We start from the raw sequence: 22,430 nt of genomic DNA on the forward strand, positions 1-22,430 counted from the left end.
GGATTCAATTTTATCTTCTAATTTCTAAATATCCTTTCAAATTGTCTGCTCCATCGAGCTCAACGACTACAAAATAGGTTCCTTCTGCAAGCTCGTCACCGTCTTGATTGGTGCCATACCAGGGGTTTGAATTGCGGTAATTTTGCTCTTCATATACTTGATTTCCCCATCGGTTAAAAACCAATAATCGATTATTTGGGTAATTCTCTAAACCTCTTACCGTAAAGAAATCGTTGAAGCCATCGCCATTTGGAGATATTCCGTTTGGCATTTCCAATACTTCAGGCTCCGTAAGGGTAATATAAGCTGTATCGGTACACATATTGGCATCGGTAACCACGAGCATATAAGTTCCGGCTTCAAGATTAAGTTGATTATTACCCGACTGCGAAGTGTAGCCATTATCAGAAGTCCAGACGTATGCGAGTGACGGGGTTCCGCCATTTACTCTTGGACCATCAATAATTCCATCGCCCGATTGAAAATCTGAGAGATTAAATCCATTGCTAAACACAGGGCTTGTGAGCGGTTTTATTACAAGTCTTTCAGGCTGATCTACGGTATAAGTTTCAGTAATCTCGCAGCCATTGGCGTCTTGAGCGGTTACAGTATAGTCGCCAGCTTCAATGTCAAATATCGAAGAGCCGACAGCGGCGAAACCATTTGGTCCCGTCCATGAATAAACTACGGGTTCTTGGCCGGTTACTACAAAGGCATTAATCATTCCGTTAGCTTCGTCGAAGCAGGCGGGTTCTGTTATAGATGCATCAATGTTAAGCGTATTGCTTGACGTTAATGTGAAGTTTTCTGTGAGCACACAGCCATTTGCATCTGTAATTTCTACGCTATAATCACCGGCAGGGACATTTATCAAATCCTGGGTGGTGGCGTTAGTGCTCCACAAATAGCTGTATGGCGCAGTTCCGTTTGTGACTGAAATATTGATAATACCTGATGCTGTTTCGCAATTTGCCGCTACAAGCTCTGCTGATAGTTCAATTGGTTGCGGAGCCGTTAAGTTTATCGAGCCAAGTAATGAGCAGCCGTTATCATCTTGAAGTATGTAGGTATAGCTTCCGGCAGCCAATCCGGAAATGGCCAGTGATGATGAAGTGAAACCATCCGGTCCGGACCAAACAATTGAATAATTCCCAGAACCGCCCGTAGCGTTTACCTCGGCTGTTCCAGTGGCTTCTCCTGCACAGAGTATTTCGCTTGTTATTTGCGCTTCCGCGAATAGCGAATCTGCCGGCTCGGTGAGCGTAAGATTAATTGTGTAAACGCAACTGTTCGCGTCTTCTGCTACGAGGGTATAATCTCCTGCAGCCAGATTATCGATATTCTGATCGTCAGAACTAAATCCATCTGTACCGCTCCAGTTAAAGCTGTATGGTGCGGTGCCGCCGGTTATCGCTGTAGTTACTGATCCATCTGTAGATCCTTTGCAACTAATATTTGTGCCTGAAGGATAAACCAGCGGTGTGGCTGTTGCCGATAGTGCTTCTGCAGGTTGGCTTAGTAAAACGCTTGCTGTTGCAGAACAGTTATTTTCGTCGGTTACTGTAATCTCGTATGTTCCAGCGGCCAAATTGTCAATATTAACCTGCGAAGACGTAAATCCTCCAGGGCCTGTCCAGTCAATATTAAGTGCGCCGATACCACCGGTTATTGTGGTTAGAATCGATCCTGAGCTATCGCCAAAACAGGCAATCTCGTTGCCACCCTGAAAAACAGGGCTGTCCAGATTAATAGATATAGGTAGTGGCTGGGTAAGCGTAAATGAAGTATCGCGAATACAGCCGCTGTTGTCTGTAAGAGTTAGTTGATATACCCCGGCGCATAGATCAGTCAGTGCCAGCTGGTTTGAACTAAAACCGGCCGGCCCTGTCCAGACTGCGGTAACCGGTGCGGCTCCACCACTAAAAGAAGCAGTAAGCGATCCGTCGCAAATTCCGCCACAAGAGGTATTAAAACCATTTGGATAAATAAACTTGTTGATAGACAGAGCAATTGCCGGCGCCTGAGTGAGCGTAATGCACGTAGTTGATGTACAATTGTTTGCATCCGTTATTGTGAGGCAGTATTCACCGACGTATAAGTTAGTCAGATTTTCATCTGTTGAGGCGTATCCGCCCGGTCCTGTCCAAGCGTAAGTGTAGGCACCCACGCCACCAGAAACAACGGCATTAATCTCGCCTGAATTATCGCCAAAGCAAGAGATGTTAAATCCATTTGTTTCAGGGCTTGACAAAGCAATTGCAATTGCCGGATTGGTCAATACATCGACGCATTCCACGTAAGTGCAGCCATTAAAGTCTGTAATTGTAGCGCAGTACTGACCAGATTCAAGACTTGAAATTGTAGTTCCATTGGCTGTAAAGCCGTTTGGCCCCGTCCACAATAGAGTGTACGTAGGAACGCCTCCGCTAATAGTTGCGGTGATAGATCCGTCTAATCCACTTGCACATGAAGGAGATGCAGTTTGGAAGCTCACCGCAATGGCTTCGGGTTGTGTGAGTGTAATGCAGGTAATGCCAGTACAGCCCAAGTCGTCGGTAACTGTTACGCAGTATTCTCCGGCTTCCAATCCGCTTATGTCAGCATCACTGCTTACAAATCCATTTGGCCCTGTCCATTCTTGTAAAAAAGTACCTGATCCGCCAAAAATGGATAGCGAAATAGATCCGGTATTGCCTCCGTTGCAGGCTATATTGTATCCTGCACCGGCAATAGGTGCGGTAGGTATAACCTGAATGGGTGAAGGAAGAGTTATAACAAAACTTTCACTTGCAGAACAGCCATTGGCATCGGTTACAATTACAGAGTAATTTCCGTTTTGAACTGAAACTATTTCAGTTGTTTGTCCATTGCTCCAGTTGAATGTATAAGGAGTTGTGCCACCTGTAATTCCTAAATCTATCGTAGCCGGAGTTTGATCACCGCAATCGGGCTGGTTAATAGACGAGTTGATTAACAAGGCGTCTGGTTCTTCAATATCGATGCATTGCTGAATGTTACATCCATTGGTATCGGTAATATCCAGGCAGTAAGTTCCTGGCTCCAGATTATCAATCGCCGCAAGTGCAGAGCTATAGCCGGTAGGGCCGGTCCACGTGTATGTATAAGGAGCTGTTCCTCCCGATACGGCAGATGTAATGGAACCATTGGTGTTTCCATTGCAATCTATTTCAAATCCTCCCGCAAAAGTATTTGCCGAAAGGATAATGCTAAGCGGAGCCGGAGCTATTACGGTATAGCAGGCCTCCGCGGTACAATTGTTGGCGTCTATAATAGCCAGGCAATATACACCAGCTTCCAAACCAGCAATATCTTCGGAAGATGCTGTAAATCCATTCGGTCCTGTCCAGCTGAAAGTGTAAGCCGGGTCTCCGCCCAATACACTCACGTCGATACTCGCAGTTGATGCACCACCGCAAGACGATTGTACCATATTTTCGAGTACAATATTAATTGGGGCCGGAGCGGAAAGTGTTACACATTCAGAAATGGTACATCCATTTAAATCGGTTGCGGTGAGGCAATACGTACCTTCTAATAAGCCGGTAGGATTAAGGCTTGTTGAAGTAAAGTTATTCGGGCCTGTCCATGAAAAATTATAACCAGGAGAACCACCTGCTATTGTTGCCAGAATTTCTCCATCAGCCGAATCATCGCAATTTAAGTTTTGCGCGTTGGAATAGAAAGTGGCATCGAGCTGAATAGTTAAAGGATCAGGCTCGGTAAGTACAATGCATTGCGTTTTTTCGCAGTCGTTGGCGTCAACAACCGAGACACAATATTCGCCGGAAGGCAAATCAAACAGATCTTCGTTGGTTGAAGTAAATCCATTTGGTCCTGTCCAGTTTATGGAAATGGGGCTTTCGCCACCGGTAATTATTAAATTAATTGAACCATCTGCGGTGCCATTGCAGCTAATATTATTTCCGTTTATCACGGCAGCCTGCAGATTGATGTTAAAAGCTTTTGGACCAGTTATCGTTACTGTTTCTGCGAAAGAGCAACTGTTTGCATCGGTAGCCAATACACTGTACTCGCCGGGTGGTAAGTTTTCAATTGGGTTTCCAGCTACGGGGCCGTATCCATTTGAGCCTACCCAAAAATAGGTATATGGTTCAGTTCCTCCCGATGGAACAGCTTCGATAGTACCATCGTTTGCTCCGGCGCAACTTACATTATATCCATTAGGGAAGAGGCTTACATTGAAATCAATAGCTATCGTATCTGGCGCTGTAACGTCGATAAATGAGTTTTGAACACATCCATTGGCATCAAATAATACGGCTTCGTATGTTCCCGAAGCGAGATAAATCAAATCTTGCTGGTTTGAGAAATTTGGATTTCCGGCAGTATTCCACTGGTATGAATAAGGCAAGGTTCCTCCGGAAGGAGTAATGTAAATTTCACCGTCGCTGCTATTCCAGCAAGATAGGTTAAAGCCGTTGTAGTCGGAAAGCGAATCTACGGTAATTACCAAATCTTCTGGCTGTGTTACGGTTACGGCGTCTAAGTACATACAACCGTTGGCATCAGTTACGGTAAGATTGTAAATTCCACCTTCGAGGGTGGTTAGCGAAAGATCTGTAGAGGTAAATCCGGAAGGTCCGTTCCACAGAATGGAATAACCCGGAATTCCACCCGAAACAGTAAGATCAATGGTTCCTGTAGGCAATCCAAAGCAAAGGCTTGGAGTCATTTCGAAAGAAATCTCGATCGGCTCTGGAGCGTTAAGGGTGATGGTTTCTGTAGATTCGCAACCGTTGCTGTCTGTAACGGTTACGCTATATATACCCGGAGCGAGATTTGTCAAATCTTCATCTGTACTGGTATCTAATCCGGGTAAATCCCAAAGGATGGTGTAAGGCGCAGTTCCTCCGGTAATTTCTAAATCAATTGTTGCCGTGCTGTCGCTTGCGCAAACCACATTTGTGCCACCTGCAAAGAGTGATGGTGTTAGGGTTGAACCCAATGCCGCGGCAGGTTCGCCGATGGTAACATCTAATAATAAGGGAGTAGCACATCCATTATTATCTGTGATTGTAACAGTGTAAGTGCCGGCGGGTAAATTTGAAGCAGCAGGGGTTTGCTGATTGGCAATATCATTCCACGAATAGCTGTAAGATCCGCTTCCGCCAGAGGCTTCAACTTCTGCTGAGCCTGTGCTATCGCCAAAGCAAATAACATCTGTACTTGAAATAATTATTGCGCTAAGTGGCAAAGCGGGTTCGGTAAGGATGATGTTGAGACTGGCTGTACAGCCGTTTAAATCTGTTACTAATACGGTATAAGTTCCAGCCTCCAAATTGGTCGCTGTTGCAGTTGTTTGATTTGCAGGGTCATTCCATAAATAGGTGTAATCTTGTGTTCCGCCTGCAACGCTTACTGTTGCAGAACCGGTGGCTTCGCCACTGCAGAGAATGTTTTCAATGGTATCAATACTAATAATAATGGGGTCTGGAGCAATCAGCTCAAAAGTCTCACTGGTGGTGCATCCGTTTCCATCTGTAATTGTTACTTCGTAATTTCCTTCTACCAGACCGGTAATCGAAGCTCCCGAAGTGGGTGGAACTGTATTCCAGGAATATGCATAAGGCGTTGCTCCACCAGTAGCGTTTACTTCTAAGCTTCCATTTGCAGCGCCATCGCAAAGCGGGTTGTCGAGCGAAATAAGGTCGATTTCGAGGGTATCGGGTTCTGTAATTTCGATATCGAGGTTTGTTGTACATCCATTCCCATCGGTTGCAGTTACAGTATAAGTTCCTGCCGAAAGAGATGAAATGGTATTTCCAGTTTCCGCGGGGATCGTATTCCACTCAAATGAATAGGGCAAAGTACCACCTGATGCACTTACTGTTGCGCCGCCCGAATTGTCGCCAGCGCATGATACGATTGTTTGAGAAACAATATTTACCGAAAGGGCAGGAGGCTGGGTGATATTAAAGGGTAGCACAAAATCGCAACCGTTGTCGTCTATAACTGTAAGAGAATAGTTACCGGCCTGAAGGTTTGAAATATTGGGTGAATTGTTGCCGGGTTCCGAATTCCACTGATAAGTGTAAGGTGGTGTTCCTCCGGTAATATTCGCGGAAGCGCTGCCCGTAGCATCGCCATGACATAATACATTATTTGTTGATACTGCCACTGAAATAGGTGTTGCCGGCTGTTCAATTTCCACAACAATATTTCCGGTACAGCCATTAATATCTGTAATGGTAGCGGTGTAAATACCGGCCTGAAGATTTACAATTGTAACCCCCGATTGTGGTGGAATTGTATTCCATAAATAGGTGTACGGTACGTTTCCACCCGCCGCAATAATGGTGGCCGAGCCGGTGTTTTCGCCATTACAAAGTACATTGGTTCTTGATACAAGACTGCCTGTAACGTTATCGGGTTGGGTAATTGTAATCGATTCTTGCTGCTGGCAAAGGTTTGCATCTGTAACCGTTACGGTATAAGTTCCGGCTGTGAGATTTACCGCAGTTTGAGTGGTCTGTGCGGCCACATCATCCCATAAATAGGTATAAGGAGGTGTGCCGCTAGTTACTGCAGCCGTAATTTGACCATCGGCAACCTGAAAGCAGGACGTATTATCGCCGCCAAGAAAGGTAGGGCTTGAAAGTAAAATAGCAATTGGAGCTATTTCGGAAATATTTACCGAAATGGTTCCCGTACAACCTTCTCTATCGGTTACGAGCGCCACGTAGGTGCCGGGGATGAGGTTGCTGATGTCTTCATTTGTTGACGAAAATCCACTTGGACCCACCCAGCTGATTTCATAAGGAGTTTGGCCTCCAGAAATAGATAAATCTATTGAACCATCGTTGTTTCCGCCGCAGACTATGGGCGTAACGGCTGCATTGAGCTGTACGTTTGACACTACAACATCGGCAGTAGCCACAGATGAACAGCCTGCAAGTGTAGCAGTTACAGTATAATTTGTGTTGGCATCGGGAGTCGTGGTTGGCTCCTTAATATTTGGGTCATTCAGGAAATTGTCCGGGCTCCATGAAAAAGCAGCTCCCTCGCTTTCCACATTAAATTTAAGGCTGTCGCCGAGACAAACATACGAGAGCGGAGGATCTATAAATACCTTGAGAGAATCTTGAATAATAAAGGTAAGACTGTCTTGAACGGTTCCCGCGCAAAGCGGATTTCCGATATAGATTTTCACGCTTTCGTCGCCTTCGGTTATTCCATCGGCGAATGGCTCTATGTTAATACTTGCAGTAGCCGAATTGGCCGGAATGGTTATAAACTTTGGTGTTGCGGGATTGGGATCGGTTCCAATAAGCGGATAGTCACTGCCGTTAATAGCTGTTCCATCTATGAAATAAGTTACAATAAAAGGCTGATTAGTAACGGGCGTGCGTGTAAAGGTGACTGTACCATCGTTACACCCTTCTATCATATTTTCTATTTCGCCTATGGTGGTAGAACTAAGGGTTACACTGTTACTTTCTATTTTCTCAATAAATACAGAGCTGTCCCACTCGCGGTCGCCCACATCGGCAATGATAAGTTTCAGGTGAAAAGTTTCGCATGGGGTTACTACTTTCTTGGCATATATATTCTTTGTCCAGCCGTCATATTGAATAATATTTGAGAAGCCGAGCGGATTGTTTACGAAGAATTGCGAATTCACCGCAGGAAATCCAATATCAGGATTTCCCTGATTTACGGTGTTAATTCCTACATACTGGCTAGTACCGGGAATCAAGGCAATATTTTGTTGATCTCCTAAGCCGGGATCGCCGGTAATTCCCGGTCCGCTGATAAAAAATCCGAAAACATCGTTGAAGGGAGTTCCCACGTATTCATTGTATTCTTCACTGGCAAAAGTGAAATCGAAACGAAGGGTATCGCCCACGGGAATTACGTCGAACTCCAAAACACATGCATCAAAATTTGGAAGATTGGTAATAGTTGATATCAGTCCATTTCCGGGTGTACCCCACTCTGTGGTGTTGCTCTGGCTGGTGTTCGGTCCTCTGGTGTCGTATATATTTCCGGTAGAAAGCACTACGCCTGGTCCATCGGGAAAACCGGTAACCGAAGTGATATTGTATTTTCCAATCGCACTGTCGGCGCAATTTATTACAGGATTTAAAATCTGAACACCGCTACCGGTTATTTCTTCGGCAAGCGAAAGGGGAGTGTGTCCATTTGATATTTCGATATTCTGTGCGCTCGCATTTTGAGGGAAAAAGCTCCAAACAAAGCATAAAAGACCAATAATACATACCGGTTTTCGAAGGATCATGTCAATTTTATTTAAAGCAATCATTCGCAAAAATTTGAATGATTGGAATAAGAAACAGTTGATATGGTTGAAATCGTTTTGGTTGGAAATGCTGATTGAAGCTCACTGGTAATTTCAGATTTCATCTCTTCAATCCGCTTGGGCTGCGCTGCGTCAAAGCTTATTAACAGGCTAGAGGTAGTGCTGCAGTATTCTTCAAATTTGAGGGAAGTATTTGCGGTGCGCGCTGCCGCGAATTGATTAAATTCTGATTGGTTGAGGTCTTGAACTTCAACGCTGAAATATCTGTAATAAACCGGTTGGGTTTCTGTTTGCGCTTCTACGGCAAGTGTAGTAAATACAAAAAGTAGTGCACCAAACAGACTTTTGAGGTGATTCATAAGGGGGATTATTTTATCAAGTCAATTTGAAACAGGCGAGCCTATTCTGTCTAAAAGTAGCATTAGAAAGCAGACCGGTTTCGCTCATTTTAACAAGTTTTTAAAAATTGATTAATGATAACTCTCTCAATGTATCGCTGTCAATCAATTAGATATTGTACGAAGGATTCCTTGGAATGTTATGTTATAAAATATAGGTAGATCATTCCCTTTCGGGGACTAATCCAACCTGATATCAGAATCATTTATTCCAATCTTGGATACGGTGGAGCTATAGATAGCTATCTACAAATTCTCCTGTATAAAATTATTGTTTGCAAATTACTTCAGTCCGCTTCTCTGTCTCAATCCTTCGAAAAGCAAAATACTGGTGGCAACTGATACGTTGAGCGATTGGGTTTCGCCAAGCATTGGAATCCGCACGGAGTGATTAGATGATTCACGGGCGTTGTTGCTAATTCCATCTTCTTCAGATCCCATTATAATAGCAACAGGAGTCGTGAAGTCACATTCGTAATAAATGTCTTTTCCTTTTTCGTGGCAGGCAATGGTTTTAAACCCGCTTTCATTTAAAAAATCAATTGTTGATCCCAAAGAATCTGCCCGGCATATTGGAATGCGGAGTAGGGCGCCGGTAGACGTTTTAATGGCGTCTTCGTTCATTTGTGCTGCACCTTTTGTAGGAATCACAATAGCATGAACACCGGCACATTCGGCGCTGCGGCAGATAGCTCCAAAATTTCTCACATCGGTTATTCTGTCCAGGATGAGTAAGAGCGGTGTTTCGCCCGATTCGTAAATTGATGGGATAAGCCATTCCAAGTCCTGAAATTCAATTGGCGACATCATGGCAATAATTCCCTGGTGATTCTTGCCCGTAGTTTTGTCGAGTTTAACTTTCGGTACAAATTGAAACGGCGTACCGGTTTCTTTGAGCTTGGGCAAAATTTTGTGAAGGGTGTCGGGATTCAGCCCTTTTTGTATCATAACTTTCTCCATGCTCTTGCCTGTTTCCAAAGCTTCAAGCACTGGGTGAATTCCGTAAACTAATTGGTCTTTTTTCATATTCAATATATTCTGCCGTCACGCCAGGCATTTACAGAGCGGTACCAAGAGGGTTTATAAAGTTCTTCGCGGTTTAGCCTGTAATCGTTGTCAGTGAAAGGATTAATAACTTTTATAAAGTGAAAGGTAACTGATAATGGATTGCTTTCTTCTCCGTAAATCCACGTTTCTACCTGCTCTGTGCGATATACTTTATTGGGTTTACCATAAACAATGTATATAATGCCACGATCAGATTTCCACCCCTCTACGTGGCTGCTAAAGTAGGAATTTGCATTTTCTACTCTACGGTAATACGTTTTTATCGTCTTTCTCGCCCGGTCTCGGCTTCCGGCCCAGCCTATCCAGGTATTTTCCAGTTCCAATTTTCTGTCGGGAGCATCGATAATATTCTGATACTCTCTCCCGCCCATTAAATAGCGCAAAGGGCTCAGCAAGTCTTCTACGGTTTTTACATCCGGAAATCCAGAGTCGGAAACGAAAATGGTAAGACCTTTTTTATTCTCGTCGTCTTCATGGAAATGATAAAAACCCGTACGGCCAGTTTTTATTTGAATTGGCCGGGCGTTATTTACCGGTATGGTGGCTACTGAATCGGCTGTGTAATCAAATGATGGCGGCTCATAGAGCACAAAAGGCGGTGGGGGCATAGGAAACTCGCGGTTGTAAACCCGAACTAATATCTTATCTGTTATTGCCTCATTGGTATGAAGAAAATAATTGGTATACGGTTTTACCCTGTCGGTAAAAAGCGGAACATCCTTATTGTCTTTGGTAATCAAAAAATTCTGCCGGTTAGAAAGATCTGTTTTGTCGGCAATAAGTTTGATTTTTTGCGAGCGACTTCTGTTTTCGTCGGTTAGCGTAATGTTCAATTCTGTATTCTTTCCCGAAGGTATGTAAAGGTTGGTTGATGCAATAAGCATCTTTGGTGCTTTAGCCTTGTCATCGTCAAGTATTCGGATTGATTTTGCCGGAATATCTTGATCAGCAGGAGTTATTTCTACAACCACAGCCGCTTCAGATGGTGCGTCACCCCGGCGTGCATAGAGCAAATGTTCAGTATTTACTTTTACATATAAGCGAGATGAATCCGGTTTGTAATGAAAGAGCTCGTATTTCACTTCTATTCTGGTGCCATCTTCTTGATAGGCGCTGGGAACGCTAGAGTCGGTAGCTGCTTTTTTAGTGCCGCACCCCACTAATACGCTTAATGCGACGAGGGTGAAGAAATATTTTATTGGTTTGCTACAAGTCATGCTGCGGTTATTCTTCACCTGCTAATAGGTTTTCACTAAATTGTTTATTGGTTTTTACGCCTAGCTCTTCAAGCTGTTTGGCCTGCGATACAAGGCTTCCACGACCATCACGTAATTTGTTCATAGCGTCTGAGTATGTTTTTTCAGTACGGTTCAAATGTTCTCCAATTTTTTCAAAATCTTCGGCAAAGCCTATAAATTTTTCGAGAAGTTTCTTGCCTCTATCGGCAATTTCCATCGCGTTTCTGTTTTGAAATTCATGTTTCCAGGTTGATGAAATAATCTTTAACGAGGCAATTAAAGTGGTGGGACTCACCAAAATAATATTCCGGTCGTATGCTTCTTGAAACAGAGAATGATCTTTTTGAAGCGCGAGGAGATAAGCAGGCTCTATTGGAATAAACATCAGGATGAAGTCGAGATTTTTTCCACTTCCAAGTTCCTGATATTTTTTGTCTGCCAGGCTTCTGATGTGGGTTTTAACAGAGAGTAGATGATCGCGTAAATGCGCTTGGGATTCTGTTTCAATATCATCAGCAGCGTACTGCTCATAAGCCTTTAGCGATACTTTGCTGTCCACAACAATCCACTTATCTTCAGGAAGTTTTATCAGCACATCTGGCTGTAGCCTTCGTCCATCTTCATTGGTAAAACTCTGCTGAATAAAGTATTCCCGATCGCGGGCAAGGCCTGATTTTTCGAGAATACTTTCCAGAATCATTTCGCCCCAGTTGCCCTGTACCTTCGAATCGTTTTTGAGTGCACGCGTTAAGTTTTCAGCTTCATTGGTCATTCGCTGGCTCATATCTTTGAGGTGCTTGAGCTCTTCGCGAAGCCCGGTAGATTCTTTGATATTGCTGGTATGAGTTTCTTCTACTTTTTTCTGAAAGTCGGCAATTTTTTCTTTTAGGGGATTGAGTATCTGGTCTAAATTTGATCTATTTTGAAGCGTAAACTTTTCACTTTTCTCTTCAAAAATCTTGTTGGCGAGGATTTGAAAGTCTTTGGTAAACTGTTCTCGCATCATTACCAAATCTTCTTTATGCCGGGCTATATGTTGTTCTAATCCGGCTTTCTCGGCACCAAGTCGCGCCAAATTAGCCTGGTTTTGATTGTTTGTTAACTCCAATTCCTGATTTTTCGTCTTGAGCTCATTTAGCGAGTTGCCGAGAATTTCGGCTTTTTGGGTCAAGCCCGATACGTGCGATTGCAGTGCATTGCGCTCTTCTTCAACCTTATTTGCGGAAGCAGTTTTAGATCTATTGCCCAGATAAAGTAGAATAAAACCGAAGATTGCCCCTGCGCAAAAAAACAGAGCAAAGTAAATTGCTGTATCCATTTTGTAATCCTGTCCCTAATTATTTAGGATAATTACAAATGTACCAACTTCAACGCTATCAAAAAGCTCAATTACATCTTTGTTAGACATTCTTATGCAACCCTTGCTCGCGGCCATGCCCAGCAGACCTTCTTCGTGGGTGCCGTGGATAAAAATTCCACGCGAATAGGAATCCTTGTTATCACCGGCGTTTACACCATCTTCCAATCCTTTTAAATGCAGTACGCGTGTGGTTATCAAATCGCGGTTATTCGATTTGGCCTCGAGAATAGGCGTGGCCTGCTCGCTTGTAGCTATTTTACTTTTTATCACCGTGTTTATCGGCAGGTCATCGCCTACTTTTTCGGCTATTTTATGAAGGCCTTCTGGCGTTTGAAAACTTCCTGAAAGATTGCCGATTCCTTTTTCTCCGGTAGAAATTATGAATGTTTTTACGATGGTGTCGTTGCAAATTAAATAGAGTCGTTGCCGCTTTGCCGCCACATAAATAAATTTATTAAATCGAGCGCCATTGTACTTAATGTCAAGGTATTCCTTAAGGAAAGACACCATAGGGTCGGGGTGCGAAACAGAAGTCTTATAACCCGACGAAAGACCGGGCAATAGAATGGTGAGGGCAATAAGAAAAACAATCTTTTTCATCAGAAAAAACTTATAAAACCAAAATGGATTTTTCCGCTGCGGATTTCAATTGGGTTGTTAAATTGTTTACCGAGTGCGTAAGTTAACGAAAAAATACCGGCATTCGTTTCAAAATTTATTCCCGCACCGAAACCAAATGGGGTATCGCTTATCGTATTGTCAGTAGATCTATCTTCGTAAATACCCTGATCAAAGAATGCAAAAACATTTGAATTTTCTTCAAGAATAAAGCGATATTCGAGTGTTCCAACTGCGTAGGCCGATGCAAAAATGGATTGTTCATTAAATCCACGCAAGGTTTTCAGCCCCCCTATACGATATATTTCGTTTCTAAACATATTCTCGTTGAGCAGGTAAGCGCCGCGCACCCGCAGCAAAAAAGTAGATCGATTTCCAATTGGAATATACTTTCCGGTATTGAGTTTGGCGTTGTAAATATCGCTTTTTAAATTGAGGTCATCGTACTCAGAATCGTCAACTTCGGGATTTTTTAGAATGGTTTTCTGTCCGGCTGCTACCGATGTTTCCACAAAAAAGCCTTTGGTAGGATTGTAGCGATAGTCGAGCCTTCTGAAGTTAAGACCCACACCGTACATATTTGTGCGCGAATCAATATATTGATTTATTGAAAAGGCATCAGACGAAATAACATTTGCCTGATTATTTTCATAAAATATCCGTGCAAAATTACCACCTTTAAAATAGTATTGTAGCCCTGCAAGTGCATTGACCTGACTAAAAATAGTATCGCGCCGGTATAGATTTAATGCTGCTTCTATGCCAATAGGTGTGCTGAAAAGAAAAGGGTAATCAAATTCCAGGTTGAGTTCCTGTGTTTTTGTTTGCAGGCGTTGCCACTTCAATTTTATGGTCTCGCCATGCTTGAGTGTGTTGAGTAAATTTAATTCCACATCGCCTGTAATTTGTGTTTTTCCGGTTTCCCTGTCAGGTAATATTCCTATAATACCGTTAAAATTGCTTGCCTTTTTATTGTCGAGATAAAGATAAATGTCGGCTTTTCCGGGGCGCATCCCCACTTCATAAGGTTTTATGACGCGTAAAAATGAAAGTTCTTTTAGCCTACCGGGAATTTTGTCGAGTACCGATTGGCTATACGGTACCTGGGTTTTAATGCCGAGATAACTCTGCAAATAATTTCGATTTGTATTTGCTCCTCCTTTAATAATAACACTGTCTATTAGGGTAAACTGATTGAGCTCTATGTTTAGTTGTGCATCAATTTCTCCATCGCGAAATTTTAGGCTGTCAAGCGTAAGCGATGCGAAAGGAAAACCATTGTTTTCGGCCAGTTTTAGCGCTTGCTCCATAATTTTTGACAGCGCTTTTGGTGAAAACGGTTCGTTGCGGTATAGTTTTTCTCTAAAACCAATAGCAGTAAGGTATTCTTCGGGAATATTGCCTTTATCCAGGTTTGCCCACTTGTATTTATTTCCGAAATTCAGAAACGCATATATGGTATCTTTCCCAAAGTTAAGCGAGTCAAAACCTGCAGTGAGATAGCCGGCTTCCACAATGTTAAATCTCAAATTTCTCAGTTTAGTAGAAGCATCTGCCGAGTCTTTTGCACTAAAATCTTTTGGAATATTTAATTTGTCGGGAATATCTGTAACCGGTTGTATAATTATTGGAATACTTTGTGCTGCGAGAAAGTGACTCGCTGTCCAGAATAAACCCAGCGTACAGAATAACCTTATTAAGAGTGATTTATTCAAAAGAAAAGAATGCTTTTGTGAATAACCTAATAATTTTTAAGATATTGTGAGGGTCTATAAATCAAATTTAATGGCATTTATTTCGTTTACACTATCTTTGTAAATATTTATTCCTTAGAAAAATGAAAAGAACCGCGTTAATATTTATGCTTTTGTTTGGAACGGCTATCGTTTCTCAATCATGCAGATCGCAAAAACAAGCCTGTGCTGCGTATAGTAAAGTTGAGCAACCCGTTAAGGATCAATCAAACAGCTAATGTCTGAACTTTGGCAATCTGTAACTACTGAGGCAGATTTAAATAGTCTGCTTTCTGGCTCTAAATTGGAACCCGGAATGTATTACCTTATTTTAAAGCACAGCAACCGCTGTGCAATTAGTACAATGGCAAAAAGCCGTCTCGAGCGAAAAGTCGATTCGCGGATTGCTTATTATATTATAGATGTAATTAACCACAAGCAGGTAAGCAATGCGCTGGCCGCTTCCACTGGTATTGAACATGAATCTCCACAAGCATTTTTATTTAATGGAAATGTAATGATTGATGTAAAAAGCCATATGGGCATCAGCCCAGGTGAGCTTTCAAAGCGAATAGATTCTCTTATTCAAATTCAAACGTAATTTCCTGATCAATATCCGGATGCAAACTTTTTGCCACCGGACAGTTCAAAGCAGCCTTTTTCAAGATTTCTTTTTGTTTTTCGTCGTAATTCGATTGGGGAAAAACAAAGTCTATTTGTATTTTATCTATACGGCGCGGGTTAGAGGCCATTATTTTTTGAATATCGGCACTTACCTCGCCCAATATAAATGAGTGCCCATTGGCAGCAATGCCCATTAAGGTGATCATGCATGCGGCTAATGATGTGGCGGTAAGGTCAGTAGGAGAAAATAGCTCACCCTTACCCTGATTGTCGGTAGGCGCATCGGTTTTGATTATTGTGCCAGATTGGTAATGCATAAGTTGGGTTCTTAAATTACCCTGATAAGAAATATGCGCTGTTGCCATAGTTTTATATATTTGAATCTGCTAAATTAGCAGTTTGTTTCAGTTTGAAAATTTGAAAGAGAAATTATACATATTTATTTTTTTGATTCTGACTCCTTTTCTGGTGTATAGCCAAACAGAGGAGCAAACAATATTTGACGAAGCTACCATTGTATATAAAAATTCGATTTATGGTGGTGCTATTTTGCACACCAACGGGTGGGGCGCTCATATAACTTTCGGAAATAGCAAAACGGTTTTTAAGTCGCGGATCTTCCAATTTGAAATGGTTGGTATGAAGCATGCTAAAGAAATTCGCAGCTTCAATCCCTATTCGGAACATACGAGAAGCTACGTTTTCGGAAAGCTCAATTATTTCTTCATTTTTAGGCCTTCAATCGGAAACCGCGTTGTGAGTTTTGATAAAATCCGAAAGTCGGGAGTTTCTGTGGGATACAATTGGCGTGTGGGGCCATCGCTGGGTTTTACTCGCCCGGTTTATCTGGAAATTGGTGTTCCCGGTACCTTCGCTTACCAAGATGTAATAGTTGAAAAATATGATCCTTCAATTCATAAATACGATGATATTAAAGGACGCGCAGGTGGTTTGCGCGGTTTCAATGAATTGAAGTTAAAACCCGGAATTTACGGAGCCTTTGCCTTCAACTTTGAATACGATGCCAATCGTGAGGGTTTGAAGGGGATTGAAGTAGGAGCTACCGTAGATTATTACCCAATAAGTGAGGTGGAAATTATGGCTTTTGCTGAGAATCGTCAGCTCTTTGTCAACTTTTATGTATGTTTACAATTCGGTAAAAAATTTAATAAGTAAATGCTTGAAAACATAGTGAGTGAGCGGCCTTCAAAGGTTCAAAAACCAAAATGGCTTAGAGTAAAACTGCCTACTGGTGAATCATTTAAGAAGGTCAGAAGAATTGTTGATGAGCACCAGCTGCATACCATTTGCGAAAGCGGAAGTTGTCCGAATATGGGTGAGTGCTGGGGAGCAGGAACAGCAACCTTCATGATTTTGGGTAATATATGTACGCGCTCTTGCGGATTTTGTGCCGTAGAAACGGGCAGGCCGGGAGCAGTCGATGAATTTGAGCCTGGCAAAGTGGCGCGATCAGTAAAGCTTATGGAAGTGAAGCATTGCGTAATCACCTCAGTTGATCGTGATGACCTGACAGATGGAGGTAGTGATATATGGGCCAAAACGGTTCATGCCATCCGGTACCAATCGCCAAACACTACGATGGAAACGCTGATTCCTGACTTTGCAGGAAAATGGGAGAACTTGCAGCGTATTATAGATGTAGCTCCCGAAATAGTTTCGCATAATCTCGAAACGGTCAGAAGGCTTACCAAGCAGGTAAGAATACAAGCTAAGTACGATAGAAGCCTCGAAGTTTTGAGACGACTCAAGAAGGGTGGAATGCGCACAAAGTCGGGTGTGATGCTTGGTCTTGGCGAAACTGAAAACGAAGTTCTTGAAACCATGGACGATCTGCGCTCGGTTGGTGTAGATGTCTTAACCTTAGGTCAATACCTTCAGCCCACACGTAAGCATTTGCCGGTAGATTCCTTTATTATTCCAGAGAAATTTGCCGAGTATAAAGACATAGGTCTTGAGAAAGGTTTTAGATATGTAGAGAGTGGTCCTTTGGTGCGCTCGTCTTATCACGCCGAAAAGCACTTGTTTTGAGATGTAAAGAATTTGAAAAAATGAATCGGACGAAGATGAGCCGATATCAATTGTATTAACTATTTTTAGCCTTTGCAAAAAGAGCTTGCAAATTATTTGAAATTAAATATAAACAGATGAAGTTCAGAATTTTACTTTTTTCAATCACAACAATAGCAATCGGGGCTGCGGCTTGGTTTAGCTATAATGGATGCTGCAACGATGGTAATCTTGCAAACGCATATATTCCGCGCAGTCAGTTTCAATCTGCCCAAGGCATAAAAGGAGCCTTTGAATACTATAAAACTATAAAATCGAATATCTATACCGGCGAAATTGAGTCGGAAGATTATTTACAAGCCAAAAATGCTGTAAAGACTTTGGAAAAAACCCAAGGTTCTGCCAAGAATACCGATGTTAACTGGGCTTCTATGGGGCCTACCAATATTGGTGGACGAACCAGGGCTATATTGCCTTTCCCAAATGATGTAAATACGCTTATTACCGGAGGTGTTTCGGGTGGACTTTTTAAAAGTACCAATGCCGGGCAAAGCTGGAATCGAATCCAAACCTTTGACGACAATCTATGTGTTAGTACCATCGCTATGATTGGCAATGGAGCCATATACGTAGGTACAGGTAATTCGCGCGAGAATATTATTGGAAATGAATCGTCAGGTTTTATGGGCGGTGGCCTTTTTGTATCAACAGATCAAGGTGAAAACTGGTCTCTTGTTAGCGATTTTGCGCCAAACTATTTCAACGCTGGTAGTCAATGGGCTGTTACAAACAAAATAGTTGCTGACGGAAGCAATCCGAACAGATTGTGGATAGGAACCAACTTTGGTCTTTTCCCATATATTCACGAATCTGCAGATTTAGAACCTATGCCAACAGGTGCAACTCCGGGTCGTGTAGAAGATTTAGCGATTTCAAGCGATGGACAGAATATTATTTTTGCAATTAGTGAGCGTGTATATGTCTCTACTGACTTTGGCGCTAATTTCGTTCGAACAAATGGTCCCAACCAAAATATTTTCCCGCCTATAGGCAATAATGATTTTATAGGATCGATTAGCTTTTCTATATCTCCAGACAATAAGGACTTTATGGTGGCATCTGTTCCTAAACAAAACGGTACATTAAGAGGGATTTATGCTACTGAAAATGCCGGTCAAAACTGGTATGTTATTGCGCCTTCGAGTAATGATGGTCAATCTGCGATTTTTTCTCCGTTTAGTACATCCATATCCGCACAGGGTAATTACGATAATATGATTACTGTAGCTCCGGGTACATCAGCAAATGGAAGTATGGAAGTTGTAATGGGTGGAATAAAACTTTATAAATATACGCTACCAGAAAACAGTACACCCGGTATTTCGCTATGGGAAAATATCAATGCCAATTTCGCATCTTCTCCGGGCCAGGCTCCAAGCCCATTTTATGTGCACTCTGATATTCACGCGTATGCCTGGGATGCCAATGGCAGACTATACATAGGCTGCGATGGTGGAATATTCCGTTCAAACGACCGTGGTGCTACATGGGTTAGCCTAAACAATAATTATGTTACCACCCAGTACTACGCTATAGCTTTTACTCCTACCGGACAGGTGCTTGGAGGAACACAGGACAATGGAACTCCTTGGTTGTCATTAAATGCTGCCAATCCCGGTGATGCTATACAATTTACCGGCGGAGATGGCTTTACCACTGAAATATCGCAAGTTTTTCCAAATTATATGTTCTCTACCCTATATTTTGGTTCAGTTTTCAGATCGGCTCTTGGTGGTGAAGGTGTTACTTCTGTGGGTGATCTTTTCGAAGTTTCCCAAGGGGGTGGCAACGACTTTAACACTGATATCGCTCTTCATGAAAATGAAAACAATGAATTCTCGACCGTATATATTGATTATTTCCCGGTAGAAGATGATCCAAATATTCAGTTTCTTCCAGATGGAGGCTATGAGCTTACAAGCAGTGGCGATACCATTATTGGAAAAGTTCCCGCAGGCACTCAAATTATAGTTACGGCTAATGACAGCCCCTATGAATTCTCAAAAGTGCTTACTGAAGATTTGAACTACTATTCTTACTTTGTGAGAACAGTCGATGGCGAAGAATTTATTTATCACAATATTGGCGACACTGCTAAGGTTCAGGAGCTTTCGCAATTTATGTTGGCTGCTGCACTTTCTAATGGGGTTTACGTCACCCGTAAACCGCTTAAAACGAATGGTCAGATTAAATGGTATAAAATTGCTCAGGGGCAAGGAAGTGGTGTAATCCCTTCTTCTGTTGAGTTTTCGCCTGATGGAGATCACCTCTACGTAGGCTTTACCAATGGTAAACTAGTGCGTTTTTCTGGTTTTAACAGTGCGTGGACTAAGGAACAGCTTACATTTAATTTTCCAACTTTCGGACTTACCACAACAGAGATTTTAAATGCGCCTGGAACGATTACCGATATAGAAGTTGACTACTCGCAAGGGCAAGGCACTATTGCCGGAAATGGACCCGCAAGCGAGCGAGTTGCAGTTTCAATAGGTAACTATGGCGGCTCCGGAAAAATCAGAATTTCTGATAATGCAGCAACTGCTACAGGCGCTTTTAGTTTTACTAATGCGTGGAATGTTGATGCCAGCATTGAAGGGATGCCTTGCTACTCTGTGGTAATGGACAAAAACAACCCCAATGTGATTCTTGCCGGTACTGAATTTGGAATATACTATTCTGATAATAGTGGCGCAAGCTGGTCTCCTGCAAACAACGGTGATATGAACCGCGTTCCGGTTTTTGATCTCAGACAGCAGAAAAAAGAAGCATGGAAAGTGCAAAACAGTGGAGTAGTTTATGCCGGTTCTCACGGGCGTGGTGTATTTAGATCTGACTACCTGCTTAACTTAAACACTGGAATTGACGACAATAAGATTGCTGACCTTCCTGCGCTGGGTAAATTGAAAATATTCCCGAACCCAGTTACAAATAATGGAACAGTTCAGTTTGATCTGGGCGTGAGCGGCGACGTGAGTATGAATATTTATTCACTCGATGGACGTTTGGTTGAGTCAAGATCTGCGCAAAGAATGGAGCCGGGTCAGAAAAAAGAACTTCGCTTTAATGCAGCAGATCTTGCCCAAGGTACCTATCTGCTTCAAATTAAAGCCGGAAATACTGTTCAAACTTCTAAGTTCGTTAAAACACGATAAGTTCGTTTTGAATATTCTAATTTCTAATTATTAATTAAAAGGCCTTCATTCGAAGGCCTTTTTCTATCTATATGATATGAACGAAAAAACTCGGGTAGCAATCAATGGTTTTGGAAGAATAGGTCGTGGCTTTATGCGGCAACTTCTCGCTTCGCCATATGCCAATGAAATTGAAATCGTAGCGATAAACGATCTCGGCAAGGCTGATGTTTTGGCTCACTTATTTGAGTTTGACAGCGTGCACGGGCGGTTTACAGGAGCTGTGACGTTTTCAGAAAATGCGCTTATATTTAATGGTTTGGAAATACCACTGACTCATATTTCAGATCCTGATAAACTTAACTGGAAGCCGTATGCACCTGATGTGGTAATAGAATGCACCGGCAAGTTTAAAACCCAAGAAGCCGCCTTAAAGCATGTTGCGGCAGGTGCGAAGCGGGTAATAATAAGTGCTGTAGCAAAAGGCGAAGAGATTAAAACAATTGTACTCGGTGCCAACGAAGAGCTGCTTGATGGATCGGAAAAAGTGATTTCGAACGCTTCGTGCACTACGAATTGTGCCGCGCCAATGGTTGAAATTATAGACCGGAATTTCGAAATAGAAAGTGGATACATTACCACTGTGCATTCTTACACAAGCGATCAAACACTGCACGATAGACCGCACGAAGATTTTCGCAGAGCAAGAGCAGCTGCCCTTTCTATCATTCCTACTACTACAGGAGCAGCAAAAGCCATAACCCGAGTTTTTCCAAAGCTTGATGGTCGTTTAGGAGGTGCAGGTATTCGGGTGCCGGTGCCAAATGGCTCGTTAACAGATATAACTTATATTGTTAAGAAAAAAACCGATGCAGCTGAAGTTAACCGTGTGTTTGAAGAAGCAGCGGCCGCCGGCAGGTGGAAGGGATATTTGGAATATACCGATAAACCTATCGTAAGTGTAGATGTGGTGGGCAATACGCATTCTTGTGTGTACGATTCGCTGCTGACATCGGTTATAGGCAATATGGTAAAAGTGGTAGGCTGGTACGACAATGAAATTGGCTACTCGTCGCGCCTTATTGACCTGGTGAGGTATTGGAGTAAACAATGGGATTAGTGCCGTAGCCTTTTACTTCGAAACCACTTTCGTCTAAAACGCCGTAAGAGAAATTGGTAATCCAGTCCCCAATATTGATATATTCTCCGCCATTATCGAGGTTTAGACGCATCGGTAAATGTCTGTGACCGAAAACAAAATAGTCGACATCTTCATTTGCGGCAATCTCTTCGCAATAAATGGCAAGCCATTCATTTTTCTTACCCAAAAACTTCCTGTCTGATTCCTGGCTTGTTTTGCGGCTCGATGATGAAAAATAATCGGCCAGGCCAACGCCAAAATTAGGGTGTAACCGCGCGAATAGCCATTGAGAAAAACGTGCTCGAAAAACCTTTTTAATAAATTTGTACCCGTGATCTCCGGGACCCAATCCATCGCCGTGGCCGATGCAAAGTTTCTTTCCATTCAGCTCGCGCCTAATGGGATGGCGGTGCATGGTAACATTGAGTTCCTGAGGTATGTAATCAAAAATCCACATATCATGGTTTCCAATAAACCAATGAATCGGAATTCCCGAATCGCTTATTTCGGCCAGCTTGCCCATTAAGCGTACATATCCGCGAGGCACCACAGTTTTGTATTCAAACCAAAAATCGAATACATCGCCGAGAATAAATAATTCAGTAACGTCTTTTTTAATTTCATCGAGCCATGCCACAATGCGCTTTTCGCGGGCAAAACTACTCTCCTTATCGGGTGCGCCGAGGTGAAAGTCAGAAGCAAAATAGTATTTTCCTTTTGTGGCGATAG

The 22,430-nt window shown here is 42.6% G+C and carries 14 protein-coding genes; 5 read left to right on the forward strand and 9 right to left on the reverse strand.

Annotation, left to right across the window (positions count from 1 at the left end; translation table 11 throughout):
* Positions 1-10 precede the first annotated feature (10 nt).
* The 7 genes from G3O08_RS08200 to G3O08_RS08230 form a co-directional block, all read right to left on the reverse strand.
* Positions 11-8,281 (reverse strand): choice-of-anchor L domain-containing protein, encoded by an 8,271-nt coding sequence (locus G3O08_RS08200; protein ID WP_163284757.1) that lies wholly within the window; start codon positions 8,279-8,281, stop codon positions 11-13.
* Positions 8,282-8,301: 20 nt separating this feature from the next.
* The gene (locus tag G3O08_RS08205; protein ID WP_163284759.1) at positions 8,302-8,661 is read right to left on the reverse strand and encodes a hypothetical protein; all 360 of its coding nucleotides are present in this window, start codon (positions 8,659-8,661) and stop codon (positions 8,302-8,304) included.
* 321 nt (positions 8,662-8,982) lie between these two features.
* Positions 8,983-9,726, reverse strand: a complete 744-nt coding sequence (gene rlmB, locus G3O08_RS08210; protein WP_163284761.1) for a 23S rRNA (guanosine(2251)-2'-O)-methyltransferase RlmB — start codon at positions 9,724-9,726, stop codon at positions 8,983-8,985.
* Between the two features lie 2 nt (positions 9,727-9,728).
* Positions 9,729-11,003 carry a GWxTD domain-containing protein gene (locus G3O08_RS21690; protein ID WP_163284763.1) on the reverse strand — a complete coding sequence of 425 codons (1,275 nt, stop codon included), beginning with the start codon at positions 11,001-11,003 and terminating at the stop codon, positions 9,729-9,731.
* Entirely contained in the window at positions 10,993-12,324 is a 1,332-nt protein-coding gene (locus tag G3O08_RS08220) for a DNA recombination protein RmuC (RefSeq protein ID WP_163284765.1), read from the reverse strand. Before G3O08_RS08220 ends, G3O08_RS21690 begins: the two co-directional genes overlap by 11 nt.
* Positions 12,325-12,339: 15 nt before the next feature.
* Positions 12,340-12,966 (reverse strand): L,D-transpeptidase, encoded by a 627-nt coding sequence (locus G3O08_RS08225; RefSeq protein WP_163284767.1) that lies wholly within the window; start codon positions 12,964-12,966, stop codon positions 12,340-12,342.
* Complete coding sequence (locus G3O08_RS08230; RefSeq protein ID WP_163284769.1) at positions 12,966-14,699, reverse strand: BamA/TamA family outer membrane protein; 1,734 nt, start codon at positions 14,697-14,699, stop codon at positions 12,966-12,968. Before G3O08_RS08230 ends, G3O08_RS08225 begins: the two co-directional genes overlap by 1 nt.
* A gap of 256 nt (positions 14,700-14,955) precedes the next feature.
* Between G3O08_RS08230 and ytxJ the strand changes: the two genes are divergently transcribed.
* Entirely contained in the window at positions 14,956-15,318 is a 363-nt protein-coding gene (gene ytxJ, locus G3O08_RS08235; RefSeq protein WP_163284771.1) for a bacillithiol system redox-active protein YtxJ, read from the forward strand.
* Here the strand turns inward: ytxJ and G3O08_RS08240 are convergent.
* Positions 15,299-15,706: an OsmC family protein gene (locus G3O08_RS08240; RefSeq protein ID WP_163284773.1), complete on the reverse strand. Its 408-nt coding sequence runs from the start codon at positions 15,704-15,706 to the stop codon at positions 15,299-15,301. The genes ytxJ and G3O08_RS08240 overlap by 20 nt on opposite strands.
* Before the next feature lie 52 nt (positions 15,707-15,758).
* Between G3O08_RS08240 and G3O08_RS08245 the strand changes: the two genes are divergently transcribed.
* The 4 genes from G3O08_RS08245 (at position 15,759) to gap (ending at position 21,680) form a co-directional block, all read left to right on the forward strand.
* Complete coding sequence (locus G3O08_RS08245; RefSeq protein ID WP_163284775.1) at positions 15,759-16,517, forward strand: hypothetical protein; 759 nt, start codon at positions 15,759-15,761, stop codon at positions 16,515-16,517.
* Positions 16,518-17,390, forward strand: coding sequence for a lipoyl synthase (lipA, locus tag G3O08_RS08250; RefSeq protein WP_163284777.1), 873 nt, complete (start codon positions 16,518-16,520; stop codon positions 17,388-17,390). It abuts the gene before it with no gap.
* Positions 17,391-17,506: 116 nt separating this feature from the next.
* Positions 17,507-20,581 (forward strand): T9SS type A sorting domain-containing protein, encoded by a 3,075-nt coding sequence (locus tag G3O08_RS08255; protein ID WP_163284779.1) that lies wholly within the window; start codon positions 17,507-17,509, stop codon positions 20,579-20,581.
* Between the two features lie 76 nt (positions 20,582-20,657).
* Complete coding sequence (gene gap / locus G3O08_RS08260) at positions 20,658-21,680, forward strand: type I glyceraldehyde-3-phosphate dehydrogenase (RefSeq protein WP_163284781.1); 1,023 nt, start codon at positions 20,658-20,660, stop codon at positions 21,678-21,680.
* Here gap and G3O08_RS08265 read toward each other — a convergent pair.
* Entirely contained in the window at positions 21,640-22,428 is a 789-nt protein-coding gene (locus G3O08_RS08265) for a UDP-2,3-diacylglucosamine diphosphatase (protein WP_163284808.1), read from the reverse strand. The two genes, gap and G3O08_RS08265, sit on opposite strands and share 41 nt — an antisense overlap.
* Between the last annotated feature and the right edge of the window lie 2 nt (positions 22,429-22,430).

The organism is Cryomorpha ignava, from assembly GCF_010686655.1.
GTDB lineage: Bacteria > Bacteroidota > Bacteroidia > Flavobacteriales_D > Cryomorphaceae > Cryomorpha > Cryomorpha ignava.

Coding starts and splice junctions, on each gene's coding strand:
- G3O08_RS08200 (WP_163284757.1), bottom strand. CDS start 8,281: ATGATCCTTCGAAAACCGGTATGTATTATTGGTCTTTTATGCTTTGTT.
- rlmB (WP_163284761.1), bottom strand. CDS start 9,726: ATGAAAAAAGACCAATTAGTTTACGGAATTCACCCAGTGCTTGAAGCT.
- G3O08_RS08220 (WP_163284765.1), bottom strand. CDS start 12,324: ATGGATACAGCAATTTACTTTGCTCTGTTTTTTTGCGCAGGGGCAATC.
- lipA (WP_163284777.1), top strand. CDS start 16,518: ATGCTTGAAAACATAGTGAGTGAGCGGCCTTCAAAGGTTCAAAAACCA.
- G3O08_RS08225 (WP_163284767.1), bottom strand. CDS start 12,966: ATGAAAAAGATTGTTTTTCTTATTGCCCTCACCATTCTATTGCCCGGT.
- gap (WP_163284781.1), top strand. CDS start 20,658: ATGAACGAAAAAACTCGGGTAGCAATCAATGGTTTTGGAAGAATAGGT.
- G3O08_RS08240 (WP_163284773.1), bottom strand. CDS start 15,706: ATGGCAACAGCGCATATTTCTTATCAGGGTAATTTAAGAACCCAACTT.
- G3O08_RS08205 (WP_163284759.1), bottom strand. CDS start 8,661: ATGAATCACCTCAAAAGTCTGTTTGGTGCACTACTTTTTGTATTTACT.
- ytxJ (WP_163284771.1), top strand. CDS start 14,956: ATGTCTGAACTTTGGCAATCTGTAACTACTGAGGCAGATTTAAATAGT.
- G3O08_RS08255 (WP_163284779.1), top strand. CDS start 17,507: ATGAAGTTCAGAATTTTACTTTTTTCAATCACAACAATAGCAATCGGG.